The organism is Kribbella caucasensis (genome assembly GCF_004361855.1).
GTDB classification, from domain to species: domain Bacteria; phylum Actinomycetota; class Actinomycetes; order Propionibacteriales; family Kribbellaceae; genus Kribbella; species Kribbella caucasensis.
In genome coordinates this window covers 72,103-91,565 of record NZ_SNWQ01000012.1, presented here as the reverse complement: position 1 = coordinate 91,565, position 19,463 = coordinate 72,103, and the positions used below count along the sequence as shown (strand labels likewise).

20 protein-coding genes are annotated in these 19,463 nt (G+C 67.7%); 10 read left to right on the top strand and 10 right to left on the bottom strand.

Annotated elements, in window-relative coordinates:
• Positions 1 to 111: 111 nt before the first annotated feature.
• Both EV643_RS24045 and EV643_RS24040 read right to left on the bottom strand, forming a co-directional pair.
• Complete coding sequence (locus tag EV643_RS24045) at positions 112 to 756, bottom strand: DUF2867 domain-containing protein (RefSeq protein WP_133802395.1); 645 nt, start codon at positions 754 to 756, stop codon at positions 112 to 114.
• Positions 757 to 773: 17 nt separating this feature from the next.
• Positions 774 to 1,394, bottom strand: coding sequence for a TetR/AcrR family transcriptional regulator (locus EV643_RS24040; RefSeq protein WP_133802394.1), 621 nt, complete (start codon positions 1,392 to 1,394; stop codon positions 774 to 776).
• A 144-nt stretch (positions 1,395 to 1,538) separates the two neighbouring features.
• Here EV643_RS24040 and EV643_RS24035 point away from each other — a divergent pair, with 144 nt between their 5' ends.
• Positions 1,539 to 1,745: a hypothetical protein gene (locus tag EV643_RS24035; protein WP_133802393.1), complete on the top strand. Its 207-nt coding sequence runs from the start codon at positions 1,539 to 1,541 to the stop codon at positions 1,743 to 1,745.
• 64 nt (positions 1,746 to 1,809) lie between these two features.
• Here the strand turns inward: EV643_RS24035 and cpt are convergent, their stop codons facing one another.
• Both cpt and EV643_RS45030 read right to left on the bottom strand, forming a co-directional pair.
• Positions 1,810 to 2,343 (bottom strand): chloramphenicol phosphotransferase CPT, encoded by a 534-nt coding sequence (cpt, locus tag EV643_RS24030; RefSeq protein WP_238165754.1) that lies wholly within the window; start codon positions 2,341 to 2,343, stop codon positions 1,810 to 1,812.
• A gap of 44 nt (positions 2,344 to 2,387) precedes the next feature.
• Complete coding sequence (locus tag EV643_RS45030) at positions 2,388 to 3,962, bottom strand: DUF222 domain-containing protein (protein ID WP_202869733.1); 1,575 nt, start codon at positions 3,960 to 3,962, stop codon at positions 2,388 to 2,390.
• A 169-nt stretch (positions 3,963 to 4,131) separates the two neighbouring features.
• Between EV643_RS45030 and EV643_RS24020 the strand changes: the two genes are divergently transcribed.
• Positions 4,132 to 4,536 carry a hypothetical protein gene (locus EV643_RS24020; RefSeq protein ID WP_133802391.1) on the top strand — a complete coding sequence of 135 codons (405 nt, stop codon included), beginning with the start codon at positions 4,132 to 4,134 and terminating at the stop codon, positions 4,534 to 4,536.
• On the opposite strand, the gene EV643_RS24015 is transcribed toward EV643_RS24020, so the two are convergent.
• The gene (locus EV643_RS24015; RefSeq protein WP_133802390.1) at positions 4,533 to 5,639 is read right to left on the bottom strand and encodes a CdaR family transcriptional regulator; all 1,107 of its coding nucleotides are present in this window, start codon (positions 5,637 to 5,639) and stop codon (positions 4,533 to 4,535) included. The two genes, EV643_RS24020 and EV643_RS24015, sit on opposite strands and share 4 nt — an antisense overlap.
• Positions 5,640 to 5,841: 202 nt before the next feature.
• Between EV643_RS24015 and EV643_RS24010 the strand changes: the two genes are divergently transcribed.
• The 4 genes from EV643_RS24010 to EV643_RS23995 are packed head-to-tail and all read left to right on the top strand — an operon-like array spanning position 5,842 to position 9,603.
• On the top strand, positions 5,842 to 6,774 hold the full coding sequence (locus tag EV643_RS24010; RefSeq protein WP_133802389.1) for a substrate-binding periplasmic protein: 933 nt from the start codon (positions 5,842 to 5,844) through the stop codon (positions 6,772 to 6,774).
• A gap of 13 nt (positions 6,775 to 6,787) precedes the next feature.
• Complete coding sequence (locus tag EV643_RS24005) at positions 6,788 to 7,522, top strand: amino acid ABC transporter permease (RefSeq protein WP_133802388.1); 735 nt, start codon at positions 6,788 to 6,790, stop codon at positions 7,520 to 7,522.
• The gene (locus EV643_RS24000; protein ID WP_133802387.1) at positions 7,519 to 8,316 is read left to right on the top strand and encodes an amino acid ABC transporter ATP-binding protein; all 798 of its coding nucleotides are present in this window, start codon (positions 7,519 to 7,521) and stop codon (positions 8,314 to 8,316) included. The genes EV643_RS24005 and EV643_RS24000 overlap by 4 nt, the downstream gene beginning before the upstream one ends.
• A gap of 6 nt (positions 8,317 to 8,322) precedes the next feature.
• Positions 8,323 to 9,603: an NAD(P)/FAD-dependent oxidoreductase gene (locus EV643_RS23995; RefSeq protein WP_133802386.1), complete on the top strand. Its 1,281-nt coding sequence runs from the start codon at positions 8,323 to 8,325 to the stop codon at positions 9,601 to 9,603.
• On the opposite strand, the gene EV643_RS23990 is transcribed toward EV643_RS23995, so the two are convergent.
• A complete protein-coding gene (locus EV643_RS23990) occupies positions 9,592 to 9,984 on the bottom strand; it encodes a VOC family protein (protein ID WP_202869732.1) in 393 nt (130 codons plus the stop codon). The two genes, EV643_RS23995 and EV643_RS23990, sit on opposite strands and share 12 nt — an antisense overlap.
• Positions 9,985 to 10,023: 39 nt before the next feature.
• Here EV643_RS23990 and EV643_RS23985 point away from each other — a divergent pair, with 39 nt between their 5' ends.
• Positions 10,024 to 10,731: an LmeA family phospholipid-binding protein gene (locus tag EV643_RS23985; RefSeq protein ID WP_133802385.1), complete on the top strand. Its 708-nt coding sequence runs from the start codon at positions 10,024 to 10,026 to the stop codon at positions 10,729 to 10,731.
• Between the two features lie 15 nt (positions 10,732 to 10,746).
• Here EV643_RS23985 and xylA read toward each other — a convergent pair whose 3' ends face one another.
• Genes xylA through EV643_RS23965 form a run of 4 tightly spaced genes read right to left on the bottom strand, consistent with a single transcriptional unit; the run spans position 10,747 to position 15,076 of the window.
• Positions 10,747 to 11,898, bottom strand: coding sequence for a xylose isomerase (xylA, locus tag EV643_RS23980; protein ID WP_133802384.1), 1,152 nt, complete (start codon positions 11,896 to 11,898; stop codon positions 10,747 to 10,749).
• A 16-nt stretch (positions 11,899 to 11,914) separates the two neighbouring features.
• Positions 11,915 to 12,805: a carbohydrate ABC transporter permease gene (locus tag EV643_RS23975; RefSeq protein ID WP_238165753.1), complete on the bottom strand. Its 891-nt coding sequence runs from the start codon at positions 12,803 to 12,805 to the stop codon at positions 11,915 to 11,917.
• 1 nt (position 12,806) lies between these two features.
• On the bottom strand, positions 12,807 to 13,736 hold the full coding sequence (locus EV643_RS23970; RefSeq protein ID WP_238165752.1) for a carbohydrate ABC transporter permease: 930 nt from the start codon (positions 13,734 to 13,736) through the stop codon (positions 12,807 to 12,809).
• Positions 13,733 to 15,076: an extracellular solute-binding protein gene (locus tag EV643_RS23965; RefSeq protein ID WP_133802383.1), complete on the bottom strand. Its 1,344-nt coding sequence runs from the start codon at positions 15,074 to 15,076 to the stop codon at positions 13,733 to 13,735. The genes EV643_RS23970 and EV643_RS23965 overlap by 4 nt, the downstream gene beginning before the upstream one ends.
• Before the next feature lie 273 nt (positions 15,077 to 15,349).
• Between EV643_RS23965 and EV643_RS23960 the strand changes: the two genes are divergently transcribed.
• The 3 genes from EV643_RS23960 to EV643_RS23950 are packed head-to-tail and all read left to right on the top strand — an operon-like array spanning position 15,350 to position 19,458.
• Positions 15,350 to 17,731, top strand: a complete 2,382-nt coding sequence (locus tag EV643_RS23960) for a glycoside hydrolase family 3 N-terminal domain-containing protein (RefSeq protein ID WP_202869731.1) — start codon at positions 15,350 to 15,352, stop codon at positions 17,729 to 17,731.
• Positions 17,732 to 17,744: 13 nt separating this feature from the next.
• Entirely contained in the window at positions 17,745 to 18,785 is a 1,041-nt protein-coding gene (locus EV643_RS23955) for a LacI family DNA-binding transcriptional regulator (RefSeq protein WP_166665552.1), read from the top strand.
• Positions 18,786 to 18,825: 40 nt separating this feature from the next.
• Positions 18,826 to 19,458, top strand: a complete 633-nt coding sequence (locus tag EV643_RS23950) for a hemerythrin domain-containing protein (protein WP_133802380.1) — start codon at positions 18,826 to 18,828, stop codon at positions 19,456 to 19,458.
• Positions 19,459 to 19,463 lie beyond the last annotated feature (5 nt).

The window sequence follows — 19,463 nt, the reverse complement described above, 5'->3', positions numbered from 1 at the left end:
CTCAAATACGACAATAGGACAACTAGCCGGCGCTGACCAGACCGAGTGCGTCAGGCAGTCAGGGGAGCCGGTTGAGGGCGACTGCCAGGATGCTCTTGGCTCCGTCGTTGGTCAGTTCGCTGTACTCGTCGCGGACTTCGACGATGACCTGGCCCTTGCGAGCGGCGTACCAGCCGGGGCCGAGCTCGCCTGCCATTCGCGGGCGATGCCTTGCATCAGGGGTGGGTAGACGATCAGGTGGCGGAACGGGGCGATTGCAGCCATGTAGGCCCTGCCGAAGAGGCCGTTGGGTTTGACCAGGACGGCCATCTGGCCGCGGTAGCCGCCGTCGTCGTCGGGGACCCAGCTGAGGTGCATCACGGCGTGGACGGTGCGGTTGGCCATTTCGGCGGCCCACTCGTTGTCGGTCAGGTAGACCGTGGTGAAGGGGAGCTTGTCGAGCTCGGGACCCTGCGGACCGTCGCGCAGGTCGGCCGGCAGTCGGTCAAGCAGCCGTGGGACGCGGGAGCCGACGCCGGAATCGGGGTCGTCCCAGCCGAATAGCTCCCCGAGTTTCCAGCGGATCTTGAAGAGGATGCGAGCGATCCAGGAGGGGTTGTCGGCCGTGTCACCTCCGGCAACCTGGCGGACCAGTCGCGGGAAGTCGTCCGGACCTCCCGGGGTCGGCAGCGCCCACACGTCGTACAGGGTGAAGTCGGGCGCGACCTCGTGGATTCGCCAAGGCAGGTCCGTATGTGCGGTCTTGGGGAGCTTCATGTCGCATGGCCTCCAGATCAGGGGCGGCGGGTTGCGGTCAGGGGATCGAGTCCCAGTACTCCGGCTGCGGCGCGGGCCGCGAGCAGCTCGTCGTGCGGCGCCTGGCCGTCGAGTGCGATCACGGCGCCCTCGAACGCGCCGAGGAAAGCGAGAGCGAGGGATCGGGTCGGCGGGCCGGGCGGGATAGCGCCTGCCTTGCGGCCGGCGTTGATGAGTCGCACGCAGCGCTTGACGAGCAGCTCGTATGCGTCTTCCACCGCGCGCCCGATGACGTGATCCTGACCGGAGAACTCCAGCCGCAACGCGACCGCGACCCGCGCGATGTCCCGTCGGCAGAAGACCGCGTGACCGCGCGCGAGTGCGAGCAAGGCCGCGACCGGCTCCGACTCCTTCTCGACCAGGACGCCGACCTCCTCAGTCCAGGTCTGGAGGATCCACTCGAGCACGGCCAGCGTCAGGTCCTGCTTGTCCTTGAACTGGTGGTACAGCGCGCCACGGGTATACCCGGCGTCCGTTGCCACCTGCTCGAGCACCAGGTTGCCGTAGCCATAGCGGGACAGGCCCCGCGCGGCCGACTCGAGCAATGCGTTGCGCGACCGCGCCCGTCGATCAGCCTGGGTGACCCGGTCGCTCCTCATGCTCAGAAACATACAGACGCGTATGTAGGTTCGCAACGGGCGACGGCCGAGTGTGATCGAGGCATCACGGCGCCTTTAAGGCTGTCTGAAGGAATGGGCGGAGGCTTGGCTCAGTGGAAGGTCAGAGCAAACTGGAGGGGAACCATGGACGACAACTCCACGGACTACGCGGCTGCGAAGAAGGATCGGCCCAAGTTGCGGTTGCCGATGTTGGCCAGTGACCAGGGCGGGATCGGGGGCGTCCACCTTGGCGATCTTTGCCACGGGCACGTGCTCACCGAGGTCTACGCCGACTTCGATGGTGAGGGGCACCTGATCGCGCTGCACAGCCACGACATCGGCAGCTGCTGAGCGAGCAGCCGCCGGACGGAGTGGCGGCCGACGATGGTCGCCACTCCGGCCGCACGAGCGCCGGCTACTTGACGTGGCGGGCGATGGCGTGAGCGCAGTCGATTGCCTCGGTGTCGGTGGTGTCCACCTCCACGTCGTACTTGACGCCCTGGTGGACCACATCTGCTTGCAATGCGGCCATTCCGGCGGTCCGGTCACCTCGGGCGATCTCGCGGCCCGCGGCAACGTCCGGGTCGCATCGCACGCCGACCCAGAGGATCTCGAGGTTGCCGGCGGCATCAACCCATCGGCGCTGCGAGGCCTGTCCACCAAGGAAGACCTCGTCGATGATGATCTTGGCGCAGGCCCGGCTCATCGCGATGATGCCGGCCACCCAGGCCGCCTCCAGCTTCCGGAACACCGGCCCGACGCTCACCTCGCCATTCAGACCGAAATCGATCCCAGCGTCCGACGCCTGCATCGCGGCCGGCAGCGCATCGACGAAGCTGTCGGCCCCGAACGTCAGCCAAGGCTCAGGCAGGACCGCCTGAAGACACCGAATGATGCCAGACTTGCCGGAACTGGATCCCCCGTTGAGAACAATCAATTGCGTCGACACGGCCCCACGATAGCTGCGCCGACATGCTCGACTGGGGCAGCGGGTCAGGGGTCTGGTGTGGGGTCGGTGATTCGGTGGGTTCCGGTGGGTGTGACGTGGAAGCGGTAGCCGTGGGGTGTGGTCCATTCCAGGGTCTTGCGGTCCAGGCGCCTGACCTTCCAGCGGCCGTGGGTCTTGACCCTGTGGGCGTAGCGCCTCAGGGGTGCGAGGTTGTCGGTGCCGGTCTGGCCGGGTGGCCCGAGGGGGTCGTACGGGCGGATGTGGTCCAGGTCGATGGACCGGTCGGCCTCGCGGGTGCCGTAGGGGAATTGCTCGATCGGGTGGATCAGCTTGACCCGTTCCCGGATCCGGTCCGGGATCTCGTAACAGTCAACACCGACGGCGTCGTTGAGGTCGATGACCGGTTTGACGGTGTAGGGGCCGTGGCCGACGAGTTCGGCCAGTTGGCTGGCCAGCAGCGGGCCGAGGCCCTCGACCCGCAGGATCCCGTCGCCGGTGGCGAGGGTGTGGTCGGTCAGGTGTACGTAGATCTCGGTCTGCCCGGGACGCACCCGACCGCCCGCCCGACGGCCCGCACCAGCTCCGGACGCTGCGCTGTGGGCGGCGTGGGCGTCGTGTTTGATCTGCGCCAGGCGGGCGTCGAAGGCCCGCTGCGCCGCGGCGCCGAGTGGTTTACCGGGCTCAGGTGCTGCGTCGCGGTCAGCCTGGTCATCCGGCCCAGGCTCAGGCCCGAACTCCGGCCGATGGCCGGGCTCGGACTCACCGCCGGACTCGGACTCAGGCTCGGCGCCGGAGTTGCGGGCGGGTGCGGGCTCCGGGCCGGGGTCGGTTTGGGTGAGGAGCTGGGCGCGGGCCTGGCGGAGGAGTTCCTCGGTGTAGACGGGGTCGGCGATGATGCCGATCGCCTTGGCGCGGCGGTGCGGCAGGGTGTCGGTGTCGCCGAGGATCTTCAACGCGTCGGCGAGGCCGGCGATGGTGGCGTCGAACCGGATCACGTCGCCGGACGCGGCGCGGATGTAGACCTTCTTCGTGCCGTGCTCGTCGGACTGGGCGACATATACACCGCGTTCCCGCGCCTTCTCCTCGGCCGCCGCGCGGGCAGCGTCGGGATCGGCACGCCACTTCGCCGCCTTCACGATGTTCTCCAACCGCAGCGGGGTCACGCTGTCCACGATCGCCGCGACCTGCTTGTCCACCAGCGCCGCGGCCTCCTGCGACAGCGGCAGGCAGGCGGTGGCGATCCGGCAGGCCCGCCACGGTGTCGCCTCCCCGGACCGGACCCGGGCGAAGGTGAACGGCAACCGGTGCCGCAGGGCGAGGGCCTGCCCGATGAGGTTGGCCGCGGCGCCGGCCGAGATGCCGAGCATCGCGCCGAACTCGGCCGCCGCGAACTCGGCGACCTCGGGGCAGCCGTCACCACCCAGCACGACGGATCGTTCGCGGCCCTGCCAGCTGCGGCGGCCGGGGCGGGGCGGGCAGGTGTCGGGGTGGTGCCGGTCGGCGTATTCCAGGGCGTGTTCGAGGAGGCTGGCCTCGCGCCGGTTGGCCTCGGCGCGTTGCTCGGCGGCCGAGGCCAGCAGGTCGGCCGTCGACAACTCGGTGAGATCCGTCTCGAACATACTGTCGATTATATGTCACACTCCGTGACCCCACCAAATTTCCCCTTACCCACAAGGAGAAACGCGGCAGTGCAGGATGGGTGGAGCGGCGTAGACTGCTGTTGTGGGCACGGGGACACCCTCTGCGGTTCCCTCCAGCGAGTCGACGAGGACTACGTGGGTCGTTGGGGTGGGTGTCCTTGTGCTGGTGGCCGGCCTCATGGCGTGGGACCACCTTTGGGGTAACGAGGGCAGCGGCGAGTTCCCCGTGGACGCCGGGACGTTCGTGATCGCCATGGCCGTCAGCCTCGTGTGCGGCGGTCTGATCAATTGGGTGGTGGTGCCACGGACCATCGTCGACCTGAGCAAAGCACCACGACGGGCGCTCTGGCTGAGTGGACTGGCCGTGCCGCTGGTGTTCGTTGCGGGCTGGCTGGGATTCCCGCTGGTCATCGCCGGAGGCGGCATCGTTCTCGGGTTGCTCTCCCCCAGTACGCCGGGCAGGAACCGGATGGCGCTCGGGGCAATAGTTCTGGGATTGCTGGTACTGGGGTTCGGGGTCGTTGCGACGGCCTTCCCGCCAACTGACAGCTAGTCCAGTTGGTTGGCTAGGCAGGCCAGGTAGAGGGTGAGGTTTGCTCGGTGGTTCCGCCACGGGGTACCGGTGAGGCGTTCGATCTTCTGTAGCCGGTAGATCAGGGTGTTGCGGTGGATGTGGAGCGCCTCGGCGGTGCGGACGAGGTTGAAGCCGCTTTCGCACCAGGCGATCAACGTACGCCGCAGGTCCGGCCAATCAGGTTGGGCGACGAGCGAGCCGGCCACCGACGTCATCAGCCGGGACCGGGCGCGGAGGCCGACCGCCGCCATCACCTGGTGACCGCGCAACTCGTCAATCAGGTACGTCGTACCGCCCGGGTCGATCCGCGGACCAAGGCGCAACGCGTCCGCGGCGTCGGCGTATGCGTCGTGCAGAGCAGCCGCACCGACACCAGTACCACCGACTGCGACCCGGCATCGCAGGTCGTTGCGCCGGGCAACGGCATTGGCGGTGGCTGTGGCCAGCTGCGACGGCGAGCGGCCCTTGGTCACCGGCAGCGCCGCCAGTCGCCCGGACGTCATCGTCGCCACCAGCGCCTTCGGCCCGAGCGCGTCGCGTAGCGTGCGAAGCAGCTCCGGCATCGGCTCGTCGACGTCGACGAGCAGGACCGTCCGGGGCACGGTGAGGTCGTAGCCCAGCTCCGCCGCGCGGCCGACCAGGAACTCCGGATCCAGCACGTCCGGGTCGAAGGAGCCAATATCGCGGACCAGTTCCTCCAGAGCGCGCTCGCGCAGCAACCGGGACCGCAACTCGAGTGATTCCTGCAGCAGGATCTCCGTCTGCCGCCGGACCACCAACCCGAACCGGCGCACCTGCCGCGGCGAGCCCGTGATCCCGACCGTCCCGACCGCCTCACCGTCGATCAGGATCGGCAGAGTCATCCCCGGCTTGACCCCGCGCAGTTCGGCGGCCTCGGCTGCTGTGTGCCAGGCCGCCTGCCGGGACCGCAGTACTTCGACCGAGGCCTCGTGGAAACTGCCGAGGCGACCGATGTCGCCGCTGCCGATCACGATGCCGGCGTCGTCGGTGATCAGCACGTTGTACCCGATCACGTCGGAGGTGTCCCGGGCGATCTGCTGTGCGAGCGATCCAGCGAGCATGACCGCCTCCTCCACCAACTCGCGACTGGGCTGTACGAAGCGTACGACCGGATGGCGCACAAGTGAACGGATTCCGTATCTATCGTCCGGTGACCGGCGCTCCAGGCATCCGTAGCGTTGATCGGAATCAGCGAGACACCCCCGAACCTCGCCGACCCCTTTCCTCCGGTTCGCGGAGACTCCGTCACGGAAGGCCCCGAGCATGTCGAACTCTCGTTTCATTCGCCGATGGACCACCGGCCTGGTCGGTGTTCTCACGACCGGCCTGCTGGCGTTGACCGCGTGCTCCGGTGACGACACGGCCGCGGTCTCCGGTACGGCGGCCAACCTGGACACCATCCAACCCGGTGTCCTGAAGGTCGCCGTCCAGCCGTACGCGCCGTACACCTCAGTCGCCGGCGACAAGCTGACCGGCCTGGACAGCGACATCCTGAACGCCGTCGCGGAGAAGCTGGGCCTCAAGATCGAGCCCGAGGTCACCGACTTCGCCGGCATGCTCGCCGGGGTCCAGTCCCGCTGGGTCGACATCACCATCGGCGGCGTCGCGTGGACCGCGGATCGGCAGAAGCAGGGGCTGTTCACCGATCCGCCGTACTACTCGCCGCCCGCGATGGCCGTTCGCTCCGGTGAGTCGTACAAGACGATCAACGACTTCCGCGGTCTCGATCTCGGCACGGTCGAGGGGTACGTGTGGGTCAAGTCGATCCAGGCTGTGCCCGGCGCGAAGCTGCACGCGTACCCGGACGGCAACGGGGTCTTCGACGATCTCAGCGCCGGCCGGATCAAGGTGGGCTTCCTGGATCCGCTGCTGATCCTGGCCGCACAGCAACAACGGCCGGAACTGAAGATCGAGACGCAGTACCTGACGCCCCCGACCGACGCGGAGGTCAAGGCGCAGCCGGCGTACGAGTACTTCCGGCCGTACATGACCAGCTTCTACCTGCCCAAGCAGTCGCCGAAGCTGGAGCAGGCGATCTCGGCGGAGATCCGGAAGATGTACGAGAACGGCGAGCTGACCAAGCTGATCGAGAAGTACGGCGGCCGGCCGGACGAGTTCCTCAAGCCCACCGAGCAACTCGCGGCCACTCGTCGCGGCGTCGACCGCCCCGCCGACTGGCAAGCGCCGACCACCTGAACAGGAGACCCCGATGCTTCCAAAACTCTTCGAGGTCCCGTGGTCGGACTACGCGCCCGCCCTCCTCGACGGACTCCAGCGCACCGTTTCCTACACCCTCGCGAGCTTCCTCGGCGCCGCCGTCCTCGGTCTCGCCGTGGCCCTGCTCCGGTTGAGCAAACACCGGATCATGCGGCTGCCGGCAGCGGCGTACACCGAGATCTTCAAGAACATCCCGCTGCTCGCGATCATCTTCGTGACCTACTTCGGATTGGCGTCGGTGGGGTTGCGGCTGGGCGTGTTCGAGGCCGGCTGCGTCAGTCTGATCGTGTTCTACGCGGCCTACCTGTCGGAGATCTTCCGGGCGGCGATCGCCGGGGTCCACGGCGGACAGCAGGAGGCGGCCGAGGCACTCGGGCTCGGCCGCGTCAGCACCTTCGCGCAGGTGATCCTCCCCCAGGCGTTGCGTTCGGCGCTGCCCGGTACGAACACGATGTTCGTCGACCTGCTGAAATCCACCTCGTTGCTGGTCACCATTTCCGCCGCGGAGTTGATGTCCGAGGGCCGGATCATCACGTCGGCGACGTTCCGCGCGCTCGAGGTGTACCTCGTCATCGCGGCGATCTACTTCGCCTTGTGCTACCCGCTGTCCCAGGGATTGCTCTGGCTCGAACGGCGGATCCGGGCCGGCATACCGCTGTCGCCGAAACGCCGTCGCCGGTTGCGTGCCGCCCGAGCCCTGCTGGCCGAGAAAGGAGCTCCGGTATGACGGACGCAGCGCAAGAGACCACCGCGATCGTGGTGCCGGAGCAGCCCGAGGTCGTCGTACGGATCGAGAACCTCAGCAAGTCGTTCGACGGGCGGCTGGTCCTCGACGACGTTCACCTGACCGTTCATCACAGCAAGATCGTCGCGATCATCGGGCAGAGCGGTGGCGGGAAGACGACGCTGCTCCGATGCGTCAACCTGCTCGAGCGACCGGACAACGCCACCATGGAGGTGGCGGGCGAGACCATCTTCGCCGGCGACCGGGTGACGATTCGCAACCTGGCGAAACTGCGGCAATCGGTCGGGATGGTGTTCCAGCGGTTCAACCTGTTCCCGCACCTGACCGCTGTCGAGAACGTCATGCTCGCCCAACTCAAGGCCGGGGTCTCTGAGGAAGACGCACTGGATCGCGCGGTCAAACTGCTGCGCCGCGTCGGTCTGGCCCACCGTGGCGTCGCGTACCCCGAGCAGATGTCCGGCGGCGAGCAGCAACGCGTTGCCATCGCCCGTGCACTCGCCCTCCGGCCGTCCGTACTGCTGTTCGACGAGCCCACCTCGTCCCTCGACCCCGAGTCGACCAGTGAAGTACTGCGGGTGATGCGGGAGCTGGCCGATGACGGGATGACGATGATCCTGGTGACGCACGAGCTCCCCTTCGCCCGTGACGTCGCCGACTGGGTGGTGTTCGTCGACGGCGGCCGGATCGTCGAAGAAGGCAAACCGGCCGACGTCCTCGGCAAGCCGCGGGAGCCGCGAACGAAGGCGTTCCTCGCCTCGTACGCGGCATCGCACTAGGCCGCGATGAACATCACGAGAGGCGACGATCCGGTTCTGGTGGTCGGCGGCGGAGTCGTCGGGCTGTGCGTGGCGTACTACCTCGCCGCTGAAGGCGTACCAGTCGAGGTCGTCGAACGGCGAAGCGTCGCGTCCGGCGCATCGTGGGGCAACGCGGGATGGGTGTGCGCGAGCCACTCCGCGCCCGTGCCCGCGCCTGGTGTGATCCGGTACGCCGCCGGCTCCCTGGGGCGGCCGGACTCGCCTCTGTATGTGCGACCGCTGCCCGATCCGGCCTTCCTGCGTTGGCTTTGGCGATTCTGGCGAAGCAGCGGTTCGTCGGTCTTCCGGGACGGCTACGCGGCGGTGGCGGAGCTCAATCGGCCGACGTTCGAGCTGTTCGACGAATTGGCCGAGGCCGGTGTCGACACCACTCTCACCCGACCGGGACTCGTGCATGCGTTCCTGTCGACGAGTCAGGCGCGGCACCACCTCGACGTACAGAGGTCGATGGCGGATGGCCTGTACGACCTGCCGGAAGGCGTCGTCACCGGTGCTGATGCATCCTTCCTCGATCCCTCACTATCGTCGGCCGTGCGAGCGGCGTACCTGGTCGAGGGCGAGGGTGTGGTTGACCCCGGGCGGTTCGTCAACGCGCTCTCGGAGGCCGTGACGAAGCTGGGTGGCCGGATCAACGAAAAGGTGGAGGTCACCGGCTTCCGTCGTACCAACGGCACGGTGGTCGCGGCGCAGACGGAGACCGGGGAGATCCCCTGCAGTGGTGTCGTCGTTGCCGCAGGCATGTGGTCACGGGCGCTGCTCCGCACGCTCGGCCATCACCTCCCATTGCAGGCCGGCAAGGGCTACAGCTTCTCGATCGAGCTCGACCCGGCACCGCGCTACGCCCTGTACTTCGGCGACAAGCGCATCGTGGCCTCCCCGATCGGCGGCGCGACCCGGATCGCCGGGACGATGGAACTCAGCGGCAACAACAACGACCTCGACTGGCGCCGCATCGTCGCGATAGCCCGCGGAAGCCGGCACTATCTCGGCCCGTGGTTCCGCCATCCGGACGAACTCGTCGGCCTGATCCGCGACCCGTGGGTAGGCGGCCGCCCCTTCCTCCCCGACGGCCTCCCCGTGATCGACCGCCTCTCCGACGACCAGAACGTCTTCATCGCCACCGGCCACGGCATGCTCGGCGTGACGCTAGGCCCCGCCACCGGCAAGTCCCTGACCAACTACATCCTCACCGGCCACCGCCCCGACGTCCTCTCCCCTTTCACCTTCGCCCGCCTACGTCGCTGAGCGGGTCCGGCGGCGGGGGATCTCATGGGCGAGTTCGATGATGAAGCCGTCGGGGTCGGCGATGTGTACGGTTCGGTGGCCCCAGGGGCGGTCGGCTGGCGGGCTGAGGATTGGTACGCCGATTGAGGTCAGGCGGATGGCTTCGGTGTCCACGTCGGGGACCAGGAGGACGATTTCGGCGGCTGGGCCGGGGGTCACCGGGTAGTTGGTCAGCCATTCGGCGCGGCGGCGTTCGTAGAGGGCGAAGCGGGTGCCTTGGGTGTCGAACTCGGCGTAGCCGGCGTCGGTGAAGCGGTGCGTCAGGCCGAGGACGTCGCGGTAGAAGGCGACCGAGGCGTCCAGGTTGGTGACGTACAGGATGATGTAGCCGATATGGTCCACGAGGCCACGGTAGTGTCGGCGATGGATGGGATGACGTTGATGGGGTCCAGGAGACCGCGGCGGTGGTTCAGGCGGCTTGTCGTCACGGTGGTGCTGCTGGCCCTGTTGGGCGTCGGCGTGGACCGGGCGGCCGAGTGGGTCGCCGAGGACCAGCTGGCCACGCGCGCGCAGGCCGAGGCGGCGAAGTACGACGTACAGTCGGCCGGCACCTCGGCGAAGGTGGAGGGGTTCGGCTTCCTGCCGCAGCTGGCCAGAGAGAAATTCGATGGGATCACGCTGGACATGCGGGAGCCGACCTATTCGTCAGTGCAGGCCGAGGACCTGAGTGTCGCGATGACGGGCGTTCATGTACCCCGCGCGCTGCTGACCGGGGACGGCGGGACCGTGCGGGTCGACTCGGCCGACCTGACGCTTCGGATGTCGCCGGACGCTCTGTCGAAAGTCGCCAGCGGGCTGGACGGGTTGACCTTGCGGATCGCCGACGGACGGCTGGAAGCACGGTTGGAGGTCCGCGGGGTCGACGTGGTCGCGTCGGTCCGGCCGCAGGTGCAGAACGGACGGATCGGGCTGGTGGTCGGCGATACCAATGTGCCGACCGCCCTCAAGGACGCGGTCAGCTCGTTGCTTGCCAGGGGCATCAAAGTTCCCCAGATGCCGTTCGGGGCGTCGTTGAGGCAGGTCGCGGTCGACGGCCAGTCGGTCGTACTAACCGCAACCGCGACCAACCTCCAGCTTCAGGCGGCGTAGCGGCGTAACCCCAGGTCAGCGCGTTCCGTAGAGGTGTTCCAGGGCCAGTTGATCGAGGTGTTCGAAGGCCATTCCTCGCTGGGCCGCTGACTCGGGGTCGAAGGACTCTGTGCGCAGGGTCGCGATGGTTTCGCCGGCATCCAGAGTGGGTCGGGCCAACTGGTCGAGCCGTGCGTCGAGGAGCGCCTGCTGGACCTCCGGATCGGAGCGGAAGGCGCGGACCTTTGCCCGGAGTACCAGGTAGTTGCTCATGCAGGCCGCGGCTGAGGCCCACACACCGGCCATGTCCTCGGTGCGCGGCGGTTTGAAGTCGAAGTGGCGAGGCCCGTCGTACCCACCGCTCTCCAGCACGTCCACGGTCCAGAAGGCACCACGGGCGTTGCCGGCGCCGAAGCGGAGGTCCTGGTCGTACCGCGGGCCGTTCTGGCCGTTCAGGTCGACGTGGAAGAGCTTGCCGTGCCACAGGGCCTGCGCGAGACCGTGCGCGTAGTTCAGCCCGGCCATCTCCTCGTGCCCGACCTCGGGGTTGAGCCCGACCCGTTCGGAGTGCTCGAGTTCCTCGATGAACGCGAGCGCGTGACCGATCGTCGGGAGCAGAATGTCGCCGCGCGGCTCGTTCGGCTTGGGCTCGATCGCGAACCGGATGTCGTAGCCCTGCTCGATCGCGTACGACCCCAGGATGTCGAACGCCTCCTTGTACCGATCCAGCGCAACCCGTACGTCCTTCGCGGCACCGGACTCAGCACCCTCACGGCCGCCCCACGCGACGAAGGTCTGCGCGCCCAACTCCGCGGCCAGGTCGAGCTGGTCGGCCGTCTTGCGGATTGCGAACCGCCGTACGTCGCGATCGTTGTTGGTGAAACCGCCGTCGCGGAAGACCGGGTGCGAGAACAGGTTCGTCGTCACCATCGGTACGGCGAGCCCGGTCGCCTCCAGCGCGGCCCGGAACGGCTTCAGGTGCGCATCACGTTCCGCCGCCGAACTCTCGAACGGGAACACGTCGTTGTCGTGGAAAGTGATGCCGTAGGCACCCAGTTCGCTCAATTTGTGCACCGCCTCGGCCGGGTCGAGCACCGGCCGGACGGCGCCGCCGAAGACGTCGACGCCTTGCCAGCCGACCGTCCACAAGCCGAAGGAGAACTTGTCCTCGGGGGTGGGGGTGAGCATGAAGTTCCTCCAAGTTTTACCGGCTGAAGCCGGCGGTGAGGCCGCTGAGAAGCTGGCGACGGCCCACGGCGTACAGGATGACGATCGGTAGCGTCGTCAGTACCACGGCCGCGAGGACCGCAGGAACGTTGACGCTGTATTGCCCCTGGAAAGTCCACAGCGCAAGGGGAAGGGTCCGTTTGTCCGGGCTCTGGGTCAGGATCAGCGGCAACAGGAACCCGTTCCAGACCGCGAGACCGTTGTAGATGCTGACCGTCACCAGCGCGGGCTTGGTCAACGGCAGCGCGAGGGTGCGCAACATGCCCCACTCGGATGCGCCGTCGACTCGCATGGACTCGAAGAGCTCCTTCGGCACGTCCCGGATGAAGTTCGTCAGCACCAGCACGGACAACGGGATCGCGAACGCGATCGACGGCAGGATGATCGCGAGCAGGCTGTCGTACAGGCGCATCCGGATGATCAGCAGGTAGACCGGGATGATCGTGGCCTGCAACGGAATCGCCAGCCCCATCAGGAACAACCAGTTGACACCAGTCAGGAACCGGCCCCCTGCGCCCCGGACGATCGCGTACGCCGCCATGAACGAGATCGCGACCGCGGGCAGGATCGTGCCGGCGGTGACGATGACGCTGTTGAGGAAGTACCGCGGGAAGTCGGACTCGATCACGAGCTTGTAGTTCGCGATCGTCGGATCGGCGGGCAGGGCGAACGGGTTCTGTATGAAGTACTCGCCCTGGTCCTTGAAGCTGGTGACGACGATCCAGTACAGCGGGATCAGCACGATCACCAGCCACAACCACCCCGCCGTACCGCCCAGCCAGTTCATCCGGGCGAGGCGTCGACCGATTGACACCCCGCTGCGTACGCCGCCTGCGGCCGTGCTCGCTTCAGTGGTCACCACCGCCATGTCAGGCTCCTTCCTGCTGGCTGGCCGTCGTACTGCCGCCGAGTCGGCGCAACAGCAGAGCCAGAGCCAGGCCGAGCAGCACGAGCAGTACTGCGATCATGCTGGCGGGCCCCATCAGGTTGGCCTGGAAGCCGCGTTTGTACATGTCGAGGGCCAGCACCCGGGTCGCGTCGCCCGGACCGCCCGCGGTGAGGACGAAGATCAGGTCGAAGAAGGTCAGCGACCCCACCACCATCAGGGTGGACGACGTGATGATCGTGTACTTCAACTGCGGAACGGTGATGCTGAAGAACTGCCGGATCCGGCCCGCGCCGTCGATCGAGGCCGCCTCGTACATCGTGGTCGGGATCTGCCGGACGCCGCCTTGGTAGATGAGCGAGTGGAACGGGATGAACTGCCAGGAGACGACGAAGACCACCACGCCGAGCGCGAGGTTGCCGTTCCCGAGCCAGTCCTGGGTCAGGAAGTCCAGATGCAGGCCCGGTCCCAGCCCGAAATTGGGATCGAGCAGCGCCTTGTAGGTGATGGCGATCGCGGTCGAGCTCAGCAGCAGCGGAATGAAGTACAGGACGGCCAGCAGCGCGCGGTACCGCTGACGGCCGGCCAGGAACGTCCCGAGCAGCAAGCTCAGCGGCGTCTGCACGGCCCAGGAGAGGATCATGATCTCGAAGGTCACCCAGACCGTGTGCGGGAGCGCCGGATCGCTTAGCACCGAACGCCAGTTGGACAGCCCGGCCGGGTTGATCTCGCCAAGGCCGTCCCACTGCGTGAAGCTCAGCAGCAGCACCCCGGCCAGCGGAACGATGCCGAACAGCAGGAACATGGCGAGCGCCGGGAGCGCCATCCAGGCGACCGCGCCGCTCCGCCCGACGCTGGCGGACGGAGCTTTGCGGGCGTTCGCCGGCAGTATGGGCGGAGCGGCCACGGTCACTTCCCGATCACAGCGTTCATGCTGTCCGCGAACTGCTGCGGCGAGATCGACAGCTGGAACAGTTTGGCGATGTTGTCGAGCAAGGTCTCGGCCTGGGTCGGGGGGAGTGCCTGGTCCCAGGACTGGGCGAAGCTCTTCGCGTTGGCCGACGTGTCGTAGATGAACTTCAGCCACTCGGCGTCGTTCTTGTCGGTGATGGAGGCGAGCTTGTCCTTGGCGCTCTTGACCACCGGGATGTTGCCGGACTTCACCCACGCGTCGATCGAGGCGTCGTCCAGGGTGTTGCTGGCGAGGAACTTCTTCGCGGTGTCCTTCTCGGCCTGACTCGCCTTCGACGAGATCGACAGGTACTGGCCCGGGTTGCCGACGGTGTCGGTCGGGTCGCCCTTACCGCCGTCGACCGGCGGGAAGTTCATGTAGCCGAGGTGGCCGCCGGTGACGAAGTCCTTGCCGTCGGCCTTCATGCTGCCGTACGTCCACGCGCCGTGCAGCATCATCGCGGCCTTGCCGGTGTAGAGCAGGGCCTGGTCGGCGTTGGAGTCGGCGGTGATCGAGGAGAAGCCCTTGATGAAACCGTTCGCCTTGATCAGCTTCTGCATCTCGTCGAGTGCCTGCAGCGCCGACGGGTCGGACCAGCCGTTCGCCTTGCCGTCGAAGATGTTCTGGAAGACCTCGCTGCCGCCGATCCGGTCGAAGAGGAACTCCAGCCACATCATGTTGGTCCAGCGGGACTGCCCGCCGAGCGAGAACGGCGCGATGTTCTGGTCGTTGAACTTGGGCACCAGGTCCATGATGTCGCCCCACGACTGCGGGGGCTGGGCGCCGACCTTCTCGAAGGCGCGCTTGTTGTAGTACAGGACGATCGGCGTGGTGGTCTCGACCGGCATCGCGTAGATCTTGCCGTTCACGGTGGCCGCGCCGAAGGCCGACGGGAAGATCGACTCCTTCAGCGCGGCGTTCTCGCCGAACCAGGAGGTCAGATCCTCCACCTGGTTGGCGTCGACGTAGCTCTTCAGCCCACCACCGCCCCAGCCCCAGATCAGGGTCGGGCCCTCACCGGCGCCGATCGCGGTCTTGATCTTCTGCTTGAACGCATCGTTCTGGAACTCGGTGGACTTGATCTGGCTGCCCGAGTTCGCGTCGTTGAACCGCTTGACCTGCGCCTCGCGGATGGCCTGCTGCGGCTGGCCGGTGAGGAACCAGTAGGTGGCGCCACCGGTTGCCGCGCCGCCGGTGCCAGAGCCGGAACTCTGCGGGCCCGAGGTGCCGCAGGCGGCCAGGCCGGCGGCGGCGACACCACCCGCGGTCAGCCGGAGGAATGTGCGCCGAGATGTCGTCATGGGATCCACGGTGATCTCCGTACTCAGTGCCGCGGACCACTCCCACGGCGGATGGTTTTACGACTTTGTTTCGTAACGTAGATTTCGCTCGTGTTGCTGTCAAGAGCTTGCGTGGATCGCTTGGACGAGTCAGAGTAACGATGCGGACAAGCCCAAGCAGAAGGGCAAATGCGGCACTTTCCAAGCCGCCCGGAGCTCTCGAGCACTTCGCCCGGGCTTTCGAAACTTTTCGATAGTTTGTTACTTCATGGGCCGAAATCAAGGGAGAATTTCGTGACGACCTCAACCGCGGCGGCAGCGCCGGCGGAGCGCCCGTGGCAGAACACCTCGCTGTCGGCCGAGAAGCGGGCCGAACTTCTCCTGCAGGCGATGACGTTGCCGGAGAAGGTCGCTCAACTCGGCAGCCGCTGGGCCGGCAACGACATGGCCGACGCCGAGCTGCCGGCCGACGAGACGATCAACGTCGCCCCGATGCAGGACGTCTTCGCGGCCGGCGGATCCGTCTCGCTGGCGGAGGCGAGCCGCGACGGCCTCGGTCACCTCACCCGGATCTGGGGCAGCGTGCCAGTCACGGTTGACCAGGGAGTTGCCGAAGTGATCCGCCAGCACAAGGTCGTCCTGGACGGATCCCGGCTCGGCGTACCGGCACTGGTCCATGAGGAGTGTCTGACCGGCTTCACGACATACGGCGCGACCGTCTACCCGACCGCACTCGCGTGGGGAGCGACCTTCGATCCCGAGCTGGTGGAGCGGATGGCCGCCGCGATCGGCCGTGACATGGCTGCCGTCGGTGTTCATCAGGGCCTGTCTCCCGTGCTCGACGTCGTCCGCGACTACCGGTGGGGCCGGGTGGAGGAGACGATCGGCGAGGACCCGTACCTGGTCGCGATGCTCGGTTCGGCGTACGTCCGCGGCCTGCAGAGCGCCGGCGTACTGGCGACGCTGAAACACTTCGCCGGGTACTCCGCCTCCCGGGCCGGCCGCAACCACGGACCCGTGTCGATGGGCCGGCGCGAGTTGCTCGACTTCATCCTGCCGACCTTCGAGACCGCGATCGCGACCGCCGGCGCGGGTTCGGTGATGAGTTCGTACTCCGATATCGACGGGCTCCCGGCCGGCGCCGATCCGTGGCTGTTCACCGAGGTACTGCGGGACGACTGGGGTTTCGGCGGCACCGTCGTCTCCGACTACTGGGCGGTGCCGTTCCTCGCCACGATGCACCGGGTGGCCGCCGACACCGGCGCCGCGGGCGCGTTGGCGCTCTCCGCCGGCACCGACGTCGAACTCCCCGACACCACCGCCTTCAGCTCACTGGCCGACCAGGTGCGGTCGGGTGAGCTCTCCGAGGACCTCATCGATCGCGCGGCCCAGCGGGTGCTCCTGCAGAAGGTGCAGCTCGGCCTGCTCGACCCGGACTGGACCCCGGAAGGCTCTGTCCGGCAGGCCGGCGTGGACCTCGACTCCCCCGGGAACCGCGAACTCGCCCGCGAGCTGGCCGAGCGCTCCATCGTGCTGCTGGATGCCGGATCTGCCTTGCCGCTGCCCGCTCTGCGGAAGGTCGCTGTGGTCGGCCCGTGCGCCGGTGATCCCAGGACTCTGATGGGTTGCTATTCCTACCCGAACCACGTGCTGCCGCGGTACCCCGAACGCGGGCTCGGCGTCGAGGTCGTCAGCGCAGTCGATGCCCTGCGCAACGAACTCGGCGACGTCGAACTCGTGCACGAGCAGGGCTGCGCGGTGATCGGCGAGGACCGTTCCGGGTTCGCGGCGGCCGTGGACGCGGCTCGCGGTGCCGACCTGTGCATCGCCTACGTAGGAGACCTGTCCGGCCTGTTCGGACATGGCACCTCCGGGGAGGGCTGCGACGCCGAGGACCTCCGGCTGCCCGGCGTACAAGAGGAACTGATCGCACAACTACTGGACACCGGTACGCCGGTGGTCGTGGTGGTCGTCTCCGGTCGGCCTTACGCACTTGGTGGTTTCGCGGATCGTACGGCCGGTTTGGTGCAGGCCTTCATCCCCGGTCAAGAGGGCGGCGCCGCGATCGCCGGAGTACTCACCGGCCGGATCGTGCCGAGCGGCAAGCTGCCAGTGCAGATCCCGCGGCACGTCGGTGGGCAGCCCGGTACCTACCTGCAGCCGGCGCTCGGCAGCGTCGAGAGTGCAGGGATCAGCGGTCTGGACGCCGCCCCGTTGTTCGCCTTCGGCCACGGTTCGTCGTACACCAGCTTCGAGGTCGGCGACCTACGCATCAGCGCCGGCGAGATCGCGACCGACGGCGAGTTCAGCGTGACGGTCCGGGTTCGGAACACCGGCGCCCGGGCCGGCGACGAAGTGGTTCAGCTCTACCTGCACGACGTCGTCGCACAGGTCGCCCGGCCGCTGAAGGTGCTGACCGGGTTCGCCCGGGTACCGCTGGAGCCGGGTGCGGCGACGGATGTCACTTTCCACGTCCACGCGGACCGCGCCGCCTATACCGGACCGGACCTGCGCCGGATCGTCGAGCCGGGCGACGTCGAAGTACTGGTCGGCACCTCGTCGGTGGACCTGCCGTGTCGGGGTACCGTGCGGTTCAACGGAGAAACCCGTGTGGTGGGCCACGATCGTACGATGGTGACCCCTGTCGACCTGACACCTGTTCCACGAGGAGGGTGAGGATGTGCCGCGCATGAAGGGCCGTGTCACCCTGGCCACCGTCGCGTCCTCAGCAGGGGTGTCGGTCGCCACCGTCTCGAAGGTGCTCAACGGGCGGAGCGACGTCTCCCGCGAGACCCGCGCGCGGGTGCAGGAGGTGCTTCAGAAGCACGGGTACGTCGGGCGCCGGCCGGAGCCTGTCACGCGAGCCACGGTCGAGTTGTTCTATCAGGGCGTGCTCAACAGCTACTCGGTCGAGGTGATCCAAGGCGTCATCGAGGCCGGCAGTGCGGCCGGGGTCGATGTCGTCGTCAGCTCCCACCCACACAGCAAACATGCCCGGGGCAACAGCCGGGCGGCGGGGTGGATCCGGGAGATGATCGCGGCCGATCGGCGCGCCGTCATCGGCATCACCAGTGACCTGACCGACGCGGACCTGGCCGCGCTCTCCCGGGCCCGGGTGCCGCTCGTGGTCGTCGACCCGGTCGACATCCCACAGCCGGATGTGACCAGCGTGGGCTCGACGAACTTCGCCGGCGGGATGGCGGCCACCCAGCACCTGCTTGGTCTCGGCCATCGGCGCATCGCCTACCTCGGCGGTCCGCCGACCTCCGGTTGCAACCAGGCGCGGGTGAGCGGCTTCCGCAACGCCATGGACGCGGCGGGAGTCCCCGTGCCCCACGAGTACGTCTGGCTGCGGGAGTTCCTGTACGACGACGGCCTGGCCGGCGGCGCTGCCCTGCTCGACCTGCCCGACCGGCCCAGCGCGATCTTCGCCGGCAGCGACGAAGTGGCGCTCGGAGCCATGGAGGCCGCCCGGGCCAGGGGTCTGCGAGTGCCCGAGGATCTCAGTGTGGTCGGCTTCGACGACACTCAGGTGGCTCGGCTCGCGTCCCCGCCGTTGACGACGGTGAAGCAGCCGCTGCGGGAGATGGGCGCCGTTGCCCTGCGGACAGCGCTGCAGCTCGCCGCCGGCGAGAAGGTGGACTCACACCATGTTGAGCTCGCAACCACCCTGATCATCCGCGAGTCGGCGACGGCCCCGTCCCGTCTCTTCTCCGTCGCCGCGTCCTGAGGTCCCCCGATTCGGCGGGAACGGCTCTAGACTCGCGGTCATGGCCGAGATGAGCATGAACAAGGCAATTCACGGCGCATTCCGGCGGGATCTGCGGCGCTTCATCGAGGCGCTGACCATTTTCCCGGCCGGCGACCTGCAGCGCGCCGAGCAACTCGCCACCGCATGGGACAACTTCGACGACCAACTGGTGTTCCACCACGAGGGTGAGCACGAGATCGCCTGGCCCGCGCTCGAATCCGTGGGGGTGAGCCACGAACTGCTGGCGCAGATGGATGCCGAGCACGAAACGATGGCAGCGGCCCTGACCGCGGCCCGCGACGCGATCGCGGCACTCCGGCGTACCGCGAGTGCGGAGGATGCGGAGGCGGCCCGGACAGCTGTCCAGGAGCTGCAAACGGTGACCGTGCGGCACCTGGACCACGAGGAAGCCGAGATCGAGCCGGTCTACCAGGCCAAGAAGGACACGGCGGAGATCAAGGCGATGGGCCGGAAATTCGGGCAGGTCAGCCCCTCTCGCGGTGGCCGCTTCTTCGCCTGGGTCACCGACGGCGCCGGCCCCGACGAACTCGCCGCGATCACGGGAAGCGTTCCGCGTCCCGTCCTGACCATCATCAACGGCGTCTTCGGCCGCACCTACCGCAAGACCATCGCCCCCACCTGGCGAACCTAGCCGGA